The sequence below is a fragment of the Achromobacter insuavis genome, from assembly GCF_902859645.1.
Classification (GTDB): domain Bacteria; phylum Pseudomonadota; class Gammaproteobacteria; order Burkholderiales; family Burkholderiaceae_B; genus Achromobacter; species Achromobacter insuavis.
In genome coordinates, this window is record NZ_CADIJR010000108.1 from 1 (window position 1) to 15606 (window position 15606).

The window sequence follows — 15606 nt, forward strand, 5'->3', positions numbered from 1 at the left end:
CGGTGCCTTGCACCTCGAGCAGGTTGACGTGCCATTGCGCGGCCAGGCGGCGCGCCAGCGGGCTGGCGAAGCGGCGGGTGCCGGGGGCGATGGCGGCGTCGGGCGAGGCCGGTGCGGCGGCGCCGGCCGTCGCGGACGGAGCGAGAGCGCTTGCGGGAGCCGTTGCCGAGGCAGCCGATGTTGCGGCAGCCGTTGCTGCGGCGGCCGATGCTGCGGCGCCCGCGCCGTGTTCCGCCAGCGCCTTCTCGATCGCGCTGGCATCTTCGCCCGGCGCCAGCAGCACGCCGATCACGGTGTTGATCGGCACCGATGCCGGGCCGGCCTGCACCACGATGCGGCTGAGCACGCCCGCCTGTTCGGCGTTGATCTCGACGATCGCTTTCTCGGTTTCGATTTCCGCCAGCGCCTCGCCCACGGCGACCGTGTCGCCTTCCTGCTTGAGCCATTGGTGCAGCGTGCCGACGTCGGCATCGGCCGCGACGGAGGGGAGCTTGATAAGGTGTGCCACGTGTAGTTCGTCCTATTCTGCGCGCACGGCCAGGTCGGGCCGGTAGGCCGCCGGGTCGTCGTATTCGACCAGTTCCAGCACATTGCCTTCGGGGTCGCGGAAGAAGGCCAGCCAGGTGCCGGGCCGCACTTCCATCGGCGCCGGATCGCTGTCGAAGGCCACGCCGCGCGCCCGCAGGCGCTCGACGGTGCCGGCCAGGTCCTGCACGATGAAGGTCAGGTAGGCGTTGCCCTGGCGGTCCAGGATGGCGCCGCCGCGCACCGCCGGCTCCGGCGCCACGGCCGGTTGCAGCAGCTTGATGCGCTCGCCGTACGAGGTCTGCAGGCGCGCCACGTCGTAGCCATGCTGCGTCAGGCCGGTGGCGCGGGCCTTGTCGGCCGGCACGCTGACGCGGTTCACCAGGGCCAGGCCGACCACTTCGGTGTAGAACGCCAGCTGCGCGTCCAGGTCGGCGCAGCAAATGCCGACTTCCATCGGCACGCTCATGCGCAGGGCGGCGCTCATGCGCGTTCTCCCAGGTCGGCCAGCACGTCGTTCAGGCCGGCGATGACTTCTTCCGTGTCGGCGAAGGCCGCGCGTTCCAGCACCTTGGAGATGCTGGGCGAGGCCTCGCCGCCGGTGACGCGCTTGACCGGCTGGTCGAGCCAGTCGAAGTAGCGGCGCTGGATCTCGTCGGCCAGCATGGCGCCGTACGAGGTGCCGCGCGCGCCCTGTTCGACGATCAGCACGTTGTTGGTCTTCTGGATGCTGGCGCCGATGGTGTCCCAGTCCAGGCTGGCGCGGTCCAGCGTGCGCAGGTCGATCACTTCCGCGTCGACGCCGGTCTCTTCGGCGGCCTTGAGCGCGCGGCTGACCATCGACAGGTAGGTCAGCACCGTGACCTTGGAACCGCCGCGGCGCACGCGCGCCTTGCCGAACGGAATGGCGTAGTCCAGGTCGCCCTCGGGGACCTCGCCCGACGAGGCGTAGAGATCCACGTGCTCGATCACCAGCACCGGGTCCTTGGAAGCCAGCGCGGTGTTCATCAGGCCGATGTACTCGTACGGCGTGGACGGCGCGACGATGCGCCAGCCCGGGGCCGTGGCGAAGACGCCGGCCGGGTCCATCGAGTGCTGCGAGCCGTAGCCCGTGCCCATCGCGACCTTGGTGCGCAGCACGAACGGCACGTCGATGTCGCCGCCGAACATGTGGCGGGCCTTGCCGATCTGGTTGAAGATCTGGTCGGCCGCGACCCACATGAAGTCGGGGTACATGAATTCCACCACCGGCTTGTAGCGGCCGTCCATGGCCAGGCCGCCGCCCAGGCCGGCGAAGGCGTTCTCGGAGATCGGCGTGCCCAGCACGCGATCGGGGTACTTGTCCTTCAGGCCGCGCGTGGCGCCGTTGGTGCCGCCCTTCAGGCGGTGCACGTCCTCGCCCAGCACCACCACGCCCGGGTCGGTCTCCATGCGGCGGTCGAGCACATCGGCCACCGCGTCCACGAACTTGCGCTCGGCGCGGGCGCCGGCGTAGTCGGCGGCGTCCTGGTAGCGCAGGCCGGCCAGTTCCGAGCCGTCGCTGCGCAGGCCCACGTCGCGGAAGTCGGGGCGCGGCCACAGGTCGGCGCGCACGCGGCGCTTGCCGCCGTCGGCGGCCTCGGTCAGGCGGCCCGACACGTCCTTCATCACGTCCTTGCAGCGCTGGCGCAGGGCGTCGACCTCGGCCTGGGTGATCAGCTGGCGGCCGATCATCTCGGCGGCGATCTTGTCGAGCGGATCGCGGCGGCGCCATTGCGCCTCCTCTTCCTTGCTGCGGTAGCCGAAGGCGCTGCCGGGGAAGGGGCCGTTCTGGTGGAAGAAGCGGTAGACGTCCACTTCGATGATGGTGGGGCCGTTGCCGGCGCGCATGTGCGCCACGGCTTCCGACATGGCCAGGTGCACGGCCAGCGGATCCATGCCGTCGACCTGCCAGGCCGGGATGTTGAAGGCCTGGCCACGGGCCGACAGGCGCGGCTCGGCGGTCGATTCCTCGACCGTGGTGGACACGGCGTAGCGGTTGTTCTCGATGAAGAAGCACAACGGGGTCTTCCACGCGGCGGTCAGGTTCATCGTCTCGAGCACCGAGCCGATGTTGACGGCGCCGTCGCCGAAGTACGTCACCGCCACGCGGTCGGTGCCGGCGTGGTGGTGGGCCCAGGCCGCGCCGGCCGCCAGCGGCACGCCGCCGCCGACGATGGCGTTGGTGCCGAGCGCGCCCGCTTCCAGCCAGCGCAGGTGCATGCTGCCGCCACGGCCGCGGCAGTAGCCTTGCGCCAGGCCCATGATCTCGGCCAGCGTCTTGTGCAGCACTTCATCGATAGCGGGCGTGAGCGGGTTGCGCGGGTCCAGGCCCAGCGGCGCCACGTGTTGCAGGGCCTTGGCCAGGAACTGGTGGTGGCCGCGGTGCGAGCCGTTGATCTGGTCGCCGGCGCCCAGCGCCAGCACCGAGCCGACTGCGCCGCCTTCCTGGCCCACCGACGAGTGGGCCGGGCCGTGCACCAGGCCTTCGGCGGCCAGGTCCAGCACCGCTTCCTCGAAAGCGCGGATCCAGTGCAGCTGCGTCAGCATGGTGGCCAGCAGCGCCGGGTCGGCCTGCTGCCAGTCCGAGGCCTCGACCGTGAGTTGCCGCCAGGGCGCCTGGGAACCAAGCGGTTGGTAGGTGGCCATGAGTGAATCTCCAGAATGTAGGTAAGCGTCGATGCGTCAGAGGTAGCTGTAGCGGCTCCAGCCGCCATCGGCCACCAGGGTGTGTCCGGTGATGTAGGCGGCCTGGCTGGATGCCAGGAACACCGCCAGGTCGGCCATTTCGGCCGGCTGCGCCAGGCGCCGCAGCGGCGTGCGCTGCTTGAGGCGTTCGGGGTCGAGGCGGCCGCGCGCGGCCAGGTCGCGCACCAGGTCGGTCTCGACGTAGCCGGGCGCCAGCGCGTTCACGCGCACGCCCGCCGGGCCCCATTCCACCGCCAGGGTCTCGGTCAGCAGCACCACCGCGCCCTTGGTGGCGCAATAGGCGGCGCGGTCGGGCGCGGCCACCACGCCGTACATCGAGGCCAGGTTGATGATGCAGCCCTCGCCCTTGGGCACCATGCGGCGGCCGGCGGCCTGGGCGCACAGGAACACGCCAGTCAGGTTGATGTCGACGGCGCGGCGCCATTCCTCGGGCGTGACGTCCAGCGACGGCTTGTTGGCCGAGATGCCGGCGTTGTTGACCAGCACATCGATGCCGCCCCAGGCCTGCTCGACCTGGGCGAAGGCGCGTTCGACGGCGTCGGCGTCGGTGACCGAGGCCTGCGCGGCCAGGGCCTCGCCGCCGGCCGCGCGCAGCCCGGCCACGGCCGCGTCCAGCGCTACCGGATCCATGTCCAGCAGCGCCACCCGCGCGCCCTGGCGCACGAACGCCTCGGCCGTGGCGTAGCCGATGCCTTTGGCGCCGCCGGTGATCACCACGTTCTTGCCGCGCAGATCGGCGTGGCGTACTTCAGGGGTATTGTCCAAGTGCTTGCCTCTACAGATAGGGCCGCGGTCAGACCGCCAGCCATTCCTGGACCACGTCCTGGCGCTCATGCAGTTGCGCGGGCGGTCCTTCGAAAACGATGCGGCCATGGCCCATCACGCTGACGCGCGTGGACACTTTCAATGCGATGGTCAGCTTCTGCTCGACCAGCACCACCGACACGCCGCGCTGGTGGATGTCGCGGATCACGTCGGCGATCACTTCGACGATCTTGGGCGCCAGGCCCTCGGTGGGTTCGTCGATCAGCATGACCTTGGGGTTGCCCAGGAGCGAACGGCACATGGTCAGCATCTGCTGTTCGCCGCCGGACAGGTTGCCGGCGCGGGTATTGCGGCGTTCCTTCAGGCGCGGGAAATAGCCGAACATCTGTTCGATGGTCCAGGCCGGGGCGTCGGGCCGGGCGGGCTGTTCGCCCATGCGCAGGTTCTCGTCCACCGTCAGGTTGGCGAACACCTCGCGCTCTTCCGGCACGAAACCCAGTCCGGCGCGGGCGATCTCGAAAGGCCGCTTGTTGGTGATGTCGCGGCCTTCGATGGCGATGCGGCCGCCCGTCACGTCCACCAGCCCCATGATGCTCTTCATGGTGGTGGAGCGGCCGGCGCCGTTGCGGCCCAGCAGGCTGACCACCTCGCCGCGGCCCACCGTCAGGTCGATGCCGTGCAGGATGTGGCTCTTGCCGTAGTGCGCGTGCACGCCTTGCAGGGCCAGCAGGGGGGATTGCATGCTCATACCGTTTCCTCTCCCAGATAGGCTTCGCGCACGCGGGCGTCGCCGCGGATGTCGGCGGGCGTGCCGGTGGCCAGGATCTCGCCGTACACCAGCACGCTGATGCGGTCGGCCAGCGAGAACACCACCTGCATGTCGTGCTCGACGATCAGCAGGGTGCAGTCGCGCGTCACGTCCTTGATGAGTTCGACGGTGTAGTCGACCTCGTGCTGCGACATGCCGGCCATCGGCTCGTCCAGCAGGATCACCTTGGGCCGCGAGGCCAGCGTCATGCCGATTTCCAGCGAGCGCTGCTCGGAGTAGTTCAGGTCGCCCGCGGCGGTATGCTGCTTGGCGGCCAGGCGCACTTTCTCCAGCAGCTGGTCGACGTTCTCGTTGACGGCGCGGTGGCGCGCGATGGGGCGCCAGAAGTTGTAGACCAGGCCGTGCATGCGCAGCACCGCCAGCCGCAGGTTCTCGCGCACCGACAGGCGCGGGAACACGTTGGTGATCTGGAACGAACGCGCCAGGCCAAGGCGGTTGATGCGCTCGGGCGGCAGGCCGCCGATCGGGCGCGAGCGCAGGCTGATGTCGCCCGAGGTCGGCGCGAACGAGCCCGACATCAGGTGGAACAGCGTGGACTTGCCGGCGCCGTTGGGGCCGATGACGGCATGGCGTTCGCCGGCCTCGACCTTCAGGTTGACGCCGCGGATGATCTGCGCGTCGCCGAAGGACTTGCGCACGTCGGTCAGGGTCAGGATCTCGTGGCTCATTTTGCGGTCTCCAGCACGGGCGCGGCGTCGGCCTCGCCGCGCCACAGGACCAGCGCCCAGCGGCAGGCCAGGAGGCCGCCCGCGAACAGCGCCAGCGGCAGCAGCCAGGTCGACAGCGCCAGCGGCGCCCAGTCGTGGCCGAACAGGGAAATGGCGGGCCAGCCGGCATCGGGGTTCATCGCCAGCAGCGAGCGGTAGTCGCGCGCGAACATGCGTTGCAGCAGTTCCACCGAGAACACCGTGGCGCCGGTCAGCAGCAGGCCGCCGGCGACGGACACCGCGGCGCGCGGCAGCCAGTCGGCCAGGCCGCGCTGGCGCAGCGACTTGGCGGCGCGCTGCACCAGGCCGACCAGGCCGTCCGGCACGAACAGCATCACCAGCACGAACAGGATGCCCTGGTACAGCAGCCAGGAACGGGTGATGTCGGCCAGCGTCTGCGACAGGAAGGTCAGGATCGACGCGCCCAGCACCGGGCCGAGGAAGGCGTTGACGCCGCCGATGTAGGCGAACAGCACCGCGTCGGTCGACAGCTTGACCTCGAACAGCACGTAGTTGCCGGCTTCGATGTTCAGGGCCTGGAGGCCGCCGGCGATGCCGGCGAACATGGCCGACAGCGCGAACACCATGGTCTTGAGCGTGTGCGGCCGGTAGCCCAGGTAGCGCAGGCGGTTGGCGTTTTCGCGCAGGCCCAGCGTCAGCCGGCCCAGCGGCGTGCGGGTCAGGCCATACAGCGCGGCCAGCGACACCAGCACCCAGGCCAGCACCAGGAAGTACACCTCGATGTCCGAGCCGAAGGTGAAGCCCCAGGCCGGCATGCGCATGGCGGACAGCCCGGCTTCGCCGCCGAACACGCCCTTCAGGTGCGGCGCCAGCGCGTGCAGCAGCTCGGCCAGCGCCAGCGTGATCATCGAGAAGTACACGCCGGCGCGCATGGTGGCGAACCAGCCCGCGACCAGCCCGAACAGCAGGCCGGCCACGCCGCCGGCCAGCGGCATCAGCGGCGTCGGCAGGAGGCCCGCGCCGCCCAGCGCGTTCATGGCGTGGATGGTGGCGAAGGTGCCGACGCCGAAGTAGGCGGCGTGGCCGAAGGACAGCATGCCGCCCTGGCCGGCCAGCAGGTTGAAGGCGCAGGCGAACAGCGCCGCGATCAGCATCTGCACCGCCGCGACCAGCTGGCCCGGCGGCAGCAGCCAGGGCAGCGCGCACAGCGCGGCCACGCAGGCCAGCAGCAACAGGGCGGCCGGCGCGCGGCGCGAGGAAACGGGAGCCTGGCTCATGCCTGTTCTCCCTTCAGGCCCGAGGGCTTGACCAGCAGCACCACCAGCATCAGCAGGAAGGGCAGGGTCGCGGCCAGGCTGGAGATCTTCACCGTCATCAGGCCGCCCACGCTCTCGGCCCACTCGCCGGCGCCGAACAGGCCGAACAGCGTCGCCAGGCTGGCGTCGATGCCGACCGAGAACGAGCTGATCAGGCCGATCAGCAGCGAGGCGATCATGGCGCCTTCGAGCGAACCCAGGCCGCCCACCACGACCACCACGAACACCAGCACGCCCAGTTCCAGCGCCATGTTCGGGTTGGTGGTGTAGAACGCGCCGGCGACCGCGCCGGCCAGGCCGGCCATCGCCGCGCCCACGCCGAACACGCTCATGAACACCAGCGGCACGTTGTGGCCGAGGGCCTCGGCCATGCGCGGGCGGTAGATGGCAGAACGCACCACGATGCCGACGCGGGTGCGCGACAGCAGCAGGTAGATCACCGCGAACATCGCCAGAGACACGCCGCCCATCAGCAGGCGGTAGAAGGGATAGTCGGCGTCGAACACGCGGAAGGCCGCGAAGTTCAGGAACTGCGGCACGCGGTAGTCGACCGGGAAGTCGCCGTAGAACAGCTTGATGAGCTCGGCGACGATGAACGCCAGGCCGAAGGTCACCAGCAATTCCTGCGCGTGGCCGAACTTGTGCACGCGGCGCAGGAAGAAGCGTTCCACGCCCATGCCGAGCACGCCGGCGATGACGGTGGCCAGCACCAGCGCGGTCCAGAACCCGGTGACGGGCGTCAGGGTATAGGCGGCGTACGCGCCTATCATGTAGAACGAGGCGTGCGCGAAGTTGAGCACGCCCATCATTCCGAAGATCAGTGTCAGGCCTGCCGACACCATGAATAGCAGCAGGCCGTAAATCACGCCGTTCAACAGCGAGACGGTAAAGTATTCCATGTCCGCTCCAAAATCCTTGCGCGCAGGCGCCGGGCGCCTGGCGATCGATCACGCCCTGTTTTTTCCGGCCCCGCGCCGGTGAGCGTTTTATTGGCGAGTGGCCGCGGACGGCATGCCGTCCGCGGCCATCGCGTCATCAGTCCGGGCGAACCATCTTGCAGGTGGCCTGCACCGGCGCGGACACGTCCGCGGCGGACAGCACCTTGACCGCCTCGAAGCCCATATCGGTGCCGTCGGCCTTGTACTTGGCGTTCTTGCCGACCTTGGACACCACCATCGGCAGCTGCACCTGGTGGTCTTCGGCGCGCATGGTGTAGGTGCCCAGCGGCGAGGTGTAGGTGACCTTCTCCAGCGCCCGCGCCAGGTCCGGCACCGACAGCTTGCCGTCCTTGGGCTTGACCTGCTTGAGCGCCTCGCCCAGGAAGGTGATGCCGATCACGGTCTGCGGCTCGGTGTAGCTGGGGTAGTGGCCGGTCTTGGCCTTGTAGTCCTCGGCGAATTTGGCGCCTTCCTCGCCCGCGGCCTCGATGTTGTAGGGGTGGGCGATGTAATGGCCCAGCGCCACGTCGCCGGCGTTGGCGAGGTTGCCGACCTGGTCCAGGAACACGGTGGCAAAGCGCACCTTCAGGCCGGCCGACTGCGTCGCCTTCATCAGCAACAACAGGTCGTTGGACCAGTTGCCGGTGATGACGGTGTCGGGATTGGCCGAGCGGATGCGGGCCACGTAGGGCGCGAAGTCCTGGATCTTGTTGACTTCGTGCAGCGTCTTGCCGACCACTTCATAGCCGTACTGCTTGGCGAAGCGCTCGGTGGCGCCTTCCATGTCCTGGCCCCAGGAGTAGTTCTGGTTGATGGCGTAGACGCGCTTGCCCAGCGTGCCGTCGGCCGACATGACCGAGGCCAGCGCCTTGACGCGCAGGTCGGCGTTGGTGGTGAAGCGGAAGTGGTAGAAGTGGCACTTCTGGCCGGTCAGTTCCAGGGCCTCGCCGCCCACGTTCAGGAACACGACTTCCTTGCCCGGGTTGCGCAGGTTGTGCTTGCGCACGTCCTCGGTGAGCTGGCCGGAGATGGCCGACGACGAGCCCTGCACCAGGATCTGCACGCCTTCGGCGGCCGCGGCGCGGAAACGGTCGGAGGCGCCCACGGGGCCGCCCTGGTTGTCGAACTCGACCAGTTCCAGCGGCTGGCCGTTCCAGCCGCCGGCGGCGTTGATGCGGTCCAGTTCGTACTTGACCGCGGCGCGGAACATCAGGCCGGTCGAGGCCTGCGGGCCGGACAGCGTCTCGATCAGGCCGATCTTGACGGGCGCGGCCTGGGCCGATGCGGCAATGCCGGCCAGGCACAACAGGCCGGTGGTGAAAGCCAATTTCATGCGTGTCTCCTCCGTGGGAACGGGAGTGGTAGGTCCGTGAATCAAGCAAGCGCGCTCAGGATTGCGGCTCTTCTATGCCCAGGAAGCGGGCAATTTCGGTGAGTTGTCCTTCCAGCATGTAGAGGCCGGGATGGGTGCGGCAGCCGCGCGCGGCGGCGGCGCGCAGCAACGGCGTGTCGACGCGGCTCATGACGGCGTCGGCCACCACGGCGGCGGGCGCCAGGGCATCCAGCTGGAAGGGCAGGGGATCGTTGTCGTCCAGGCCCAGGGTGGTCGCGTTGATGGCGATGTCACAGGACTCGGGACGGGTGCCGGCCACGTGGATGGCCAGGCCGGGATGGTGGCGCGCCAGGCGCTCGGCGAACGCCTCGGCCTTGTCGGACGAACGGTTGTACAGGCGCAGGCTGGCCGGGCCGGCCTCGGCGATGGCGCAGGCGATGGCCTTGCCGGCGCCGCCCAGGCCCGCCAGGTAGACGTGGCGGCCGGCGGGGTCGTGCCCCTGGCTGCGCAGGCCGGCGACGAAGCCCAGGCCGTCGAAGTTGCCGCCGGTGAGGTGGCCGTCGCGCACCCGCACGGCGTTGACGGCGCCGATCAGTTCGGCGGCGGGCGTCAGCGCGTCGCACAGCGCGGCGGCGCTTTCCTTGTGGGGCACGGTGACCACCAGGCCGCCCAGGTTGGCCAGGCCGCGCAGGCCCGCGAACAGGCCGGGCAGGCCGGCGGCGGCCACGTGGAACGGCACCATGACGGCGTCGATGCCGCGCTCGCGCAGCAGGGCGTTGAGCCGCTGGGGCGTCTTGACGTGCGCGATCGGGTCGGCCGCGATCGCGAATACGGTTGTGCTGCCGGTGATGTCCACCTGGTTGTCCCCTGCCTGTCATGCGGCCGTTGGCCGTGTTTTCTTGACGCCCTTGCTTGAAATCGCCAGTTGCTTTACGCTTTCAACACAAGTTGTCAGGCAACTTTATTAAGTTGTCCGATAAATCATAGGGCAAGCGTTTTTCCCGTGTCAAGCGATGCATTTGGCGGTTCAATCGAATCGCCGGCGGCGCTGGGCGATGGGGCGCGGGCCGTCGAAAAAGAGTTTTGGAGACAGCATGATTTCGTTCGAAGGACAGGTAGTCGCCATCACCGGCGCGGGCAATGGCATCGGTCTGGCGACCGCGCGGCTGATGGCCGCCCACGGCGCCCGGCTGGTGTTGACCGACATCGACAAGGCGCGCCTGGACGAGGTGGCCGCCGAGCTGGACGCCAGCGGCCAGCGGGTGTTCGTGCACGCGCTGGACGTGGCCGCCTCGCACGATTGCGACCGGGTGCTGGAACGCGCCGCGCAGCATTTCGGCGGCATCGATCACCTGGTGCATTGCGCCGGCATCTACCCCGAGCAACTGGTCAAGGACACCAGCGACGAGGCCTGGAAGAAGCTCATGGGCGTCAACCTGGACGGCACCTTCTATGTCTGCCGCGCCGCACAACGCCACCTGCGCCAGAACGGCTCGATCGTGCTGCTGACCTCGCTGGCGGCGCAGCGCGGCAGCTACGCGCACGCGGCCTATTCGGCGTCCAAGGGCGCGGTGCAGAGCTTCACCCGCAGCCTGGCGCTGGAGCTGGCGCCGCAGATCCGCGTGAACGCGGTGGCGCCGGGCATCATCGCGACCTCCATGACGCACGACCTGATCGGCCAGAAGGGCGCGCAATTGCTGGAAAGCACGCCGTTGCGGCGCTTCGGCACCGCCGAGGAAATCGCCGGCGCGATCGCCTTCCTGTGCTCGCCGCTGGCCGGTTTCGTGACGGGCGAGGTGATGCAGGTGAACGGCGGCATCTATATCGCGTAAAGTCTGAAACGGCCGCGCCCTCGATTCCGGCAAAATCCTATAATTTTCAAGGGCGCAGCCGTAGTGAAACGTCGAAAATTCCTATAACCAAGGCAGCCGCCCCGCGAGCCGCCGCCTCGTTTTAACGATTCCACATGCAGCCTAATCAAGCACAGGACAGGCGGGACTCCGACCCGCAACGCGCCGCGCCCAAACACTCGCTCTCGGCGGGCGTGGCCGACGCGCTGGCCGAGCAGATCCGCCAGGGCACCCTGGCGCCCGGCGACCGCCTGCCCACCGAAAAACAGCTGACCGAGATCTATTCGGTCAGCCGCGCCGTGGTGCGCGAGGCGCTGGCCCGCCTGAAATCCGAGGGCCTGATCACCTCGCAGCAGGGCAGCGGGGTCTTCGTCGACCCGAACTTCCAGCGCAACGCCTTCCGCATCGCCGCGCCCTCGCCGGGCGACAGCCAGGACCTGGAACACATCCTGGAATTGATGCTGTCGATCGAGGTCACCGCCGCGCGCTATGCGGCGCAGCGCCGCACCGACCCCGACCTGAAGAAGATGCGCCAGGCGCTGGTCGGCATGGAGTACGCGCTCATCAACGACAAGCTGGGCGACGAAGAGGACTACCAGTTCCACCAGGCCATCGTGCAGGCCACGCACAACCCGCACCTGGTGGCGCTGAACGATTACCTGGAGGCGAATGTGCGGCGCGTCATCCGCAGCGCCCGCAACAACACGGCGCGCATGTACGCCGAGCGCATGGCGGCGGTGCAGAGCGAGCACCAGGCGATCTTCGCGGCCATCGAAAGCGGCGATTCCGATGCCGCGGGCCGCGCCGCCGAGCAGCACCTGCGCAACGCCGCCGACCGCCTGCGTCTGTTCCAGGCGGAGCGTTCGCCGCCGGTCTGAGCGCGGCGGACAAGGATCGGCGCGGCTGCCCTCGCGGCCAGCCCGCGCCGCGCGCCGTTACCCGTGCGTGGGCGTGTTCGCGGTGAAGCCGCGCGGGCTCAGGCGAAGGTCTGCTCCATTTCGCGCCGGAACTGCACGGCGGCGGAAGATTCGTCGTACTCCACGTCGCGCCAGCGGATCGCCTGCGATTGCCGCACCGGGTGCTTGAGCTTGACCTGGTGCGACAGGCCCAGCGGCAGGTAGCCTTCGTCGACCGAGTCGCGCGCCGGCATCAGCCGGCCGTACACCGTGTAGCCGCCTTCGCCGTCCAGCAGCTGCCCGGCCTGCAGGTCGCGCTTGGCGGTCGCCACCACGTCGCCGTGCCAGCCAGCGGGCGCGCCGGTGGGCTCGCGCCGCAGCCCGACGCTGGCCACGCTGATGCCCAGTTCCAGGCCGATCAGGTGATACGGCTTGTACATGGCGGTGTAGTTGCCGCTGGGGTCGGTGACCAGGCCGTATTCCTTGAAGCAGCGTCGCACGTAATCGCTGTCGGCCGCGAGCGTCACGTACACGCCCCAGCGCAGGTCGCGGAACACCGGCCGGCCATCGCGTTCGAGCGAGGAAATCACTTCCACCTGGCCCCGATGATGCAGGATGCCGCCGTCCTCGCGCGGGCGCAGCACGCGGGCCAGGTCGTCCACGCCGCAGGGCGGGAAATGCAGGCCGGACGGCGAGGGCAGCAGGCCGGTGGCGTTGGACACCGCGGCCATCTCGATGGCGCTCTTGGTGCCGTCCAGGAAGCTGTTGAACATCTGCGCGTTGAAGTCGCCGGCGGCCACCATCTCGGCGGTGAAGCCGTAGTACGGCCAGACCGTGTCGGGCGTGGAAGTGTGGAACTCGGGCAGGTACTTGGTGCCCTTGCCGGCCGCCATCACCTCGAAGCCCGCCGCGCGCGCCCAGTCCACCATTTCGCAGATCAGCGCCGGCTGGTCGCCATAGGCCAGCGAATAGACTATGCCGGCTTCCCTGGCCCGCCGCGCCAGCAGCGGCCCGGCCAGCGCGTCGGCCTCGACGTTGACCATGATGATGTGCTTGCCGTACTCGCAGCAGGTCAGCACGTGGCCGATGCCCGCGGCCGCCTGGCCGGTGGCGTCGATGACGATGTCGACCTCGGGGCTGGCGATGACGGCGTGCGGATCGTCGGTGAAGTAGACCTTGCCGTTCTTCAAGGCGTCGCCGGGGCTGGCGGCGTTGAGCGCGGTGGCGGGCCAGCCGACCCGGGTGAGCGCGGCGCGGGCCCGGTCGGGCGTCAGGTCGGCCACCGCCACCAGCCGCATGCCGGGCGTGCGGGGAGCCTGGCTCATGAACATCGCGCCGAACTTTCCGGCGCCCAGCAGCGCTACGCGCAAGGGCTTGTGGTCGGCTTCTCGCTGCTTGAGCAGACGGTGCAGATTCATGGTGCGGGCTCCTCCAGGATGTGGGGATACAGCACCACAGGATAGTCCCAACCCCGGCCGCTGAACAGGGCCGGGCATCCCCCGTCAGGGTGTCATCCGGCCGTCATTCGTCCGCCGTATACAGCTCGCCCGCCAGGACGTTGCGCCAGTCGGCCCAGGAGCTGATGCGGGGGCGGTCGGTGACCTGGCGGTTGTAGGGCGCGTCGAACAGGATGTGCTTCCAGCGCGGCTTGACCGCGCCCTGGATGAGCGGCTTGTCGTCGATCAGCAGGTCGCCGTGCACCAGGGTCTTGTCCTTGGTCAGGATCAGCCGGTTGGTGGCGTCGCGGCCCAGGTGCTTTTCGACCCACAGGTATTTCTCGGCGACGCAGTTCTCGAACTGGGACAGCGGCGAGGTGCAGATGCGCACGTCCATGCCCAGCGCCAGCAGTTCCTTCACGGCGTCCAGCGCCCCCGGCACCGGCGGCAGGTCGCGGATGAAGCCGGGCGCGGTGTAGATGGCCTCGGCCATGCCGCGCAGCTCGGGCGCGTAGTCTTCGCGGATGTAGAAGGATTTTCGATCGTCGAACGCCACCGGCGCGATGTCGGGGTGGCGCGCGCGCCAGGCGTCGATGAAGGCATGTTCGAAATCGGCCAGCACGCCGTCTTGGTCGAGCAGGATGATCATGGCGATCCTAAGTCGTTGCGACGCGCTCGATTGTGCCAGAGCGCCGGCGAGTGGCCTCAGCCCGGTTGCGGTTTCGAGCGGGCGACGACGCGGTAGCGGCTGCCGCCGTCGGTGGATTCGGATGCCACAAGCACCATGCGGTCGTAGTGCCAGGTCAGCGGCGGCGGCGCGTCGGCGGGCGGGTCGTTGCGCTCGATGTTGCGCAGCAGCGTGACGTGGGGGCGGAACGGCTGGGCCGGCGGGACGAAGCCGAAGGCGGACAGCCACAGCCACAGGCCATCATGGCTGGCCTGCAGCGAATCCGGGGTGCGTTCGGGGCCGGCCCACAGGATGCCGGGGCGGGTGAAGACGCCGTAGCGGTCGAGGGTGACGGTGCCGGGCTGCAGGCGATGGTAGGGCGTGGCGTCGATGAGCTCGTCGGCGATTTCCTTTTCTACGGATCCCAGGAAGGCGAGCGTCATGTGCAGGGTTTCGGTGCGCATGGGGCGGCCTTGGCTGTGTGGTCGGGCCTGGGTGGCCCAGGTTGCCAGGGTGTCGGCCAGGGCAGGCGCGGGCCAGAGGGCGTAGAAGAGGCGGGTGGGGGGCATTTGGGGATTGTAGGTTGTTGTTGTTGTTGTTGTTGTTGTTGTTGCGGTGTGTTTGAGTTCTTGAGGGGCGCGTGGCGGGGTCGGTGGGGGATGGCGGGGCTACGATTGCGGTCCGGAGCGTTCGCTCCGGACTTCCCCTTCGTCAACCTCGTCCGCCTTCGGCTCCCTACGGTTTCCCTCGGGCGCATCTACACGCCCCGCCATCCCCCACCGACCCCGCCACGCGCTCGCGATGAGACTTACTCACGGGCTTTGGGGCGAGCTGTGTGCTTGGCGTGTTGATGCAACGTCAGAGCGGGGGGGAGAGATTTACGGGGCCCGTTCTAAGAGGCCGCCCGGGCGGCCTCTTAGAACTTACGCGGTGTCTTGCGTCTGAGCGATGACGCTCTCGCGTGTGGGTGATGGTGCTGGTGTTCTTATGTGGGGCTGGCGCGGATTGGAAGATCTTGCGGTGGTCGCCCTTCCTCGGCCGCGCGGGCGGCCATCGGAGGGCATCCGCGAGGTCTTGCGGTTGGGGATGCCGCTGCGCGCTTGTGAGGAGTGGTGGGGCGGGGCCCGCCGCAAACCGGCCGCGCGGGCGGCCTTTTGCGGCTTACGCGGTGTCTTGCGTCTGAGCGATGACGCTCGCGCGTGTGGCAACAGCGGAACCGCTTGCGATTGAAAGCGTGTCGGTACCCCGACTGTTTGTGGTCGGCGCGAGAGGTTCGTCACGCGCAACGCGCCTTCCGCCGCGCCGACCACCACCGCCCCTCCCCCACGACGTGCGGCACCATTAGAAAACCGCTCGTCACCCGCGCGCAGCGCACCCGCCCCACTTTCAACTGCCCAGACGCCCATCGTGACCGCCCGCGCGGTCGCGATGGGCAGCCCTGCAGGTTCCATGCCCTGCACACAGATCTAGCAGCGCGACAAGCCTCGAAATCCGTAGCCCCTCGGGCAGGCGGACCCGGTGGCGGGCAACCTCGATGCGCCCGAGGGAATCCGAAGGCAGCCGCCGTAGGCGGCAACGAGATTCTATGGTCCGGATCAAGCTGTTTTCAGGTTCAACCTCCCGGGATCGAAGGCTTGCCCGGTGCGCCAGACCCCG

General features: G+C 68.9%; 15 protein-coding genes. 2 read left to right on the top strand and 13 right to left on the bottom strand.

Annotated elements, in window-relative coordinates:
• The 10 genes from H0523_RS29335 to H0523_RS29380 form a co-directional block, all read right to left on the bottom strand.
• Positions 1 to 508 (bottom strand): biotin/lipoyl-containing protein (locus H0523_RS29335; RefSeq protein ID WP_306670218.1); only part of this gene is annotated, 508 nt, incomplete at its 3' end.
• 12 nt (positions 509 to 520) lie between these two features.
• A complete protein-coding gene (locus tag H0523_RS29340; RefSeq protein ID WP_054429415.1) occupies positions 521 to 1012 on the bottom strand; it encodes a VOC family protein in 492 nt (163 codons plus the stop codon).
• Positions 1009 to 3192 carry an alpha-ketoacid dehydrogenase subunit alpha/beta gene (locus tag H0523_RS29345; RefSeq protein WP_054429416.1) on the bottom strand — a complete coding sequence of 728 codons (2184 nt, stop codon included), beginning with the start codon at positions 3190 to 3192 and terminating at the stop codon, positions 1009 to 1011. Before H0523_RS29345 ends, H0523_RS29340 begins: the two co-directional genes overlap by 4 nt.
• Before the next feature lie 36 nt (positions 3193 to 3228).
• The gene (locus tag H0523_RS29350) at positions 3229 to 4017 is read right to left on the bottom strand and encodes an SDR family NAD(P)-dependent oxidoreductase (protein WP_054429417.1); all 789 of its coding nucleotides are present in this window, start codon (positions 4015 to 4017) and stop codon (positions 3229 to 3231) included.
• A gap of 28 nt (positions 4018 to 4045) precedes the next feature.
• The gene (locus tag H0523_RS29355) at positions 4046 to 4765 is read right to left on the bottom strand and encodes an ABC transporter ATP-binding protein (protein ID WP_054429418.1); all 720 of its coding nucleotides are present in this window, start codon (positions 4763 to 4765) and stop codon (positions 4046 to 4048) included.
• Positions 4762 to 5514, bottom strand: a complete 753-nt coding sequence (locus H0523_RS29360) for an ABC transporter ATP-binding protein (protein WP_054429419.1) — start codon at positions 5512 to 5514, stop codon at positions 4762 to 4764. The genes H0523_RS29355 and H0523_RS29360 overlap by 4 nt, the downstream gene beginning before the upstream one ends.
• Positions 5511 to 6791 (bottom strand): branched-chain amino acid ABC transporter permease, encoded by a 1281-nt coding sequence (locus tag H0523_RS29365; protein WP_054429420.1) that lies wholly within the window; start codon positions 6789 to 6791, stop codon positions 5511 to 5513. The genes H0523_RS29360 and H0523_RS29365 overlap by 4 nt, the downstream gene beginning before the upstream one ends.
• The gene (locus H0523_RS29370) at positions 6788 to 7729 is read right to left on the bottom strand and encodes a branched-chain amino acid ABC transporter permease (RefSeq protein WP_006386228.1); all 942 of its coding nucleotides are present in this window, start codon (positions 7727 to 7729) and stop codon (positions 6788 to 6790) included. The genes H0523_RS29365 and H0523_RS29370 overlap by 4 nt, the downstream gene beginning before the upstream one ends.
• Before the next feature lie 136 nt (positions 7730 to 7865).
• Entirely contained in the window at positions 7866 to 9101 is a 1236-nt protein-coding gene (locus H0523_RS29375; protein WP_054429421.1) for a branched-chain amino acid ABC transporter substrate-binding protein, read from the bottom strand.
• A 55-nt stretch (positions 9102 to 9156) separates the two neighbouring features.
• A complete protein-coding gene (locus H0523_RS29380; protein ID WP_054429422.1) occupies positions 9157 to 9957 on the bottom strand; it encodes a shikimate dehydrogenase family protein in 801 nt (266 codons plus the stop codon).
• A 238-nt stretch (positions 9958 to 10195) separates the two neighbouring features.
• Between H0523_RS29380 and H0523_RS29385 the strand changes: the two genes are divergently transcribed.
• Both H0523_RS29385 and H0523_RS29390 read left to right on the top strand, forming a co-directional pair.
• Complete coding sequence (locus tag H0523_RS29385; RefSeq protein ID WP_049076567.1) at positions 10196 to 10933, top strand: SDR family NAD(P)-dependent oxidoreductase; 738 nt, start codon at positions 10196 to 10198, stop codon at positions 10931 to 10933.
• Between the two features lie 134 nt (positions 10934 to 11067).
• Positions 11068 to 11829, top strand: a complete 762-nt coding sequence (locus H0523_RS29390; protein ID WP_054429423.1) for a FadR/GntR family transcriptional regulator — start codon at positions 11068 to 11070, stop codon at positions 11827 to 11829.
• Positions 11830 to 11927: 98 nt separating this feature from the next.
• Here H0523_RS29390 and H0523_RS29395 read toward each other — a convergent pair whose 3' ends face one another.
• From H0523_RS29395 to thpR, 3 genes are all read right to left on the bottom strand, one after another.
• Positions 11928 to 13265: an NAD(P)H-dependent oxidoreductase gene (locus tag H0523_RS29395; protein WP_054429424.1), complete on the bottom strand. Its 1338-nt coding sequence runs from the start codon at positions 13263 to 13265 to the stop codon at positions 11928 to 11930.
• 103 nt (positions 13266 to 13368) lie between these two features.
• A complete protein-coding gene (locus H0523_RS29400) occupies positions 13369 to 13932 on the bottom strand; it encodes a 5'-3'-deoxyribonucleotidase (protein WP_054429425.1) in 564 nt (187 codons plus the stop codon).
• Positions 13933 to 13988: 56 nt separating this feature from the next.
• Positions 13989 to 14519 (bottom strand): RNA 2',3'-cyclic phosphodiesterase, encoded by a 531-nt coding sequence (gene thpR / locus H0523_RS29405; RefSeq protein WP_054460573.1) that lies wholly within the window; start codon positions 14517 to 14519, stop codon positions 13989 to 13991.
• Positions 14520 to 15606: the final 1087 nt, after the last annotated feature.

Excerpts from the sequence above, each read along its gene's own strand:
- H0523_RS29390 (WP_054429423.1), top strand. The coding sequence starts at position 11,068 with ATGCAGCCTAATCAAGCACAGGACAGGCGGGACTCCGACCCGCAACGC.
- H0523_RS29360 (WP_054429419.1), bottom strand. The coding sequence starts at position 5,514 with ATGAGCCACGAGATCCTGACCCTGACCGACGTGCGCAAGTCCTTCGGC.
- H0523_RS29340 (WP_054429415.1), bottom strand. The coding sequence starts at position 1,012 with ATGAGCGCCGCCCTGCGCATGAGCGTGCCGATGGAAGTCGGCATTTGC.
- H0523_RS29355 (WP_054429418.1), bottom strand. The coding sequence starts at position 4,765 with ATGAGCATGCAATCCCCCCTGCTGGCCCTGCAAGGCGTGCACGCGCAC.
- H0523_RS29375 (WP_054429421.1), bottom strand. The coding sequence starts at position 9,101 with ATGAAATTGGCTTTCACCACCGGCCTGTTGTGCCTGGCCGGCATTGCC.
- H0523_RS29395 (WP_054429424.1), bottom strand. The coding sequence starts at position 13,265 with ATGAATCTGCACCGTCTGCTCAAGCAGCGAGAAGCCGACCACAAGCCC.
- H0523_RS29400 (WP_054429425.1), bottom strand. The coding sequence starts at position 13,932 with ATGATCATCCTGCTCGACCAAGACGGCGTGCTGGCCGATTTCGAACAT.
- H0523_RS29345 (WP_054429416.1), bottom strand. The coding sequence starts at position 3,192 with ATGGCCACCTACCAACCGCTTGGTTCCCAGGCGCCCTGGCGGCAACTC.
- H0523_RS29385 (WP_049076567.1), top strand. The coding sequence starts at position 10,196 with ATGATTTCGTTCGAAGGACAGGTAGTCGCCATCACCGGCGCGGGCAAT.
- H0523_RS29370 (WP_006386228.1), bottom strand. The coding sequence starts at position 7,729 with ATGGAATACTTTACCGTCTCGCTGTTGAACGGCGTGATTTACGGCCTG.
- H0523_RS29365 (WP_054429420.1), bottom strand. The coding sequence starts at position 6,791 with ATGAGCCAGGCTCCCGTTTCCTCGCGCCGCGCGCCGGCCGCCCTGTTG.
- thpR (WP_054460573.1), bottom strand. The coding sequence starts at position 14,519 with ATGCCCCCCACCCGCCTCTTCTACGCCCTCTGGCCCGCGCCTGCCCTG.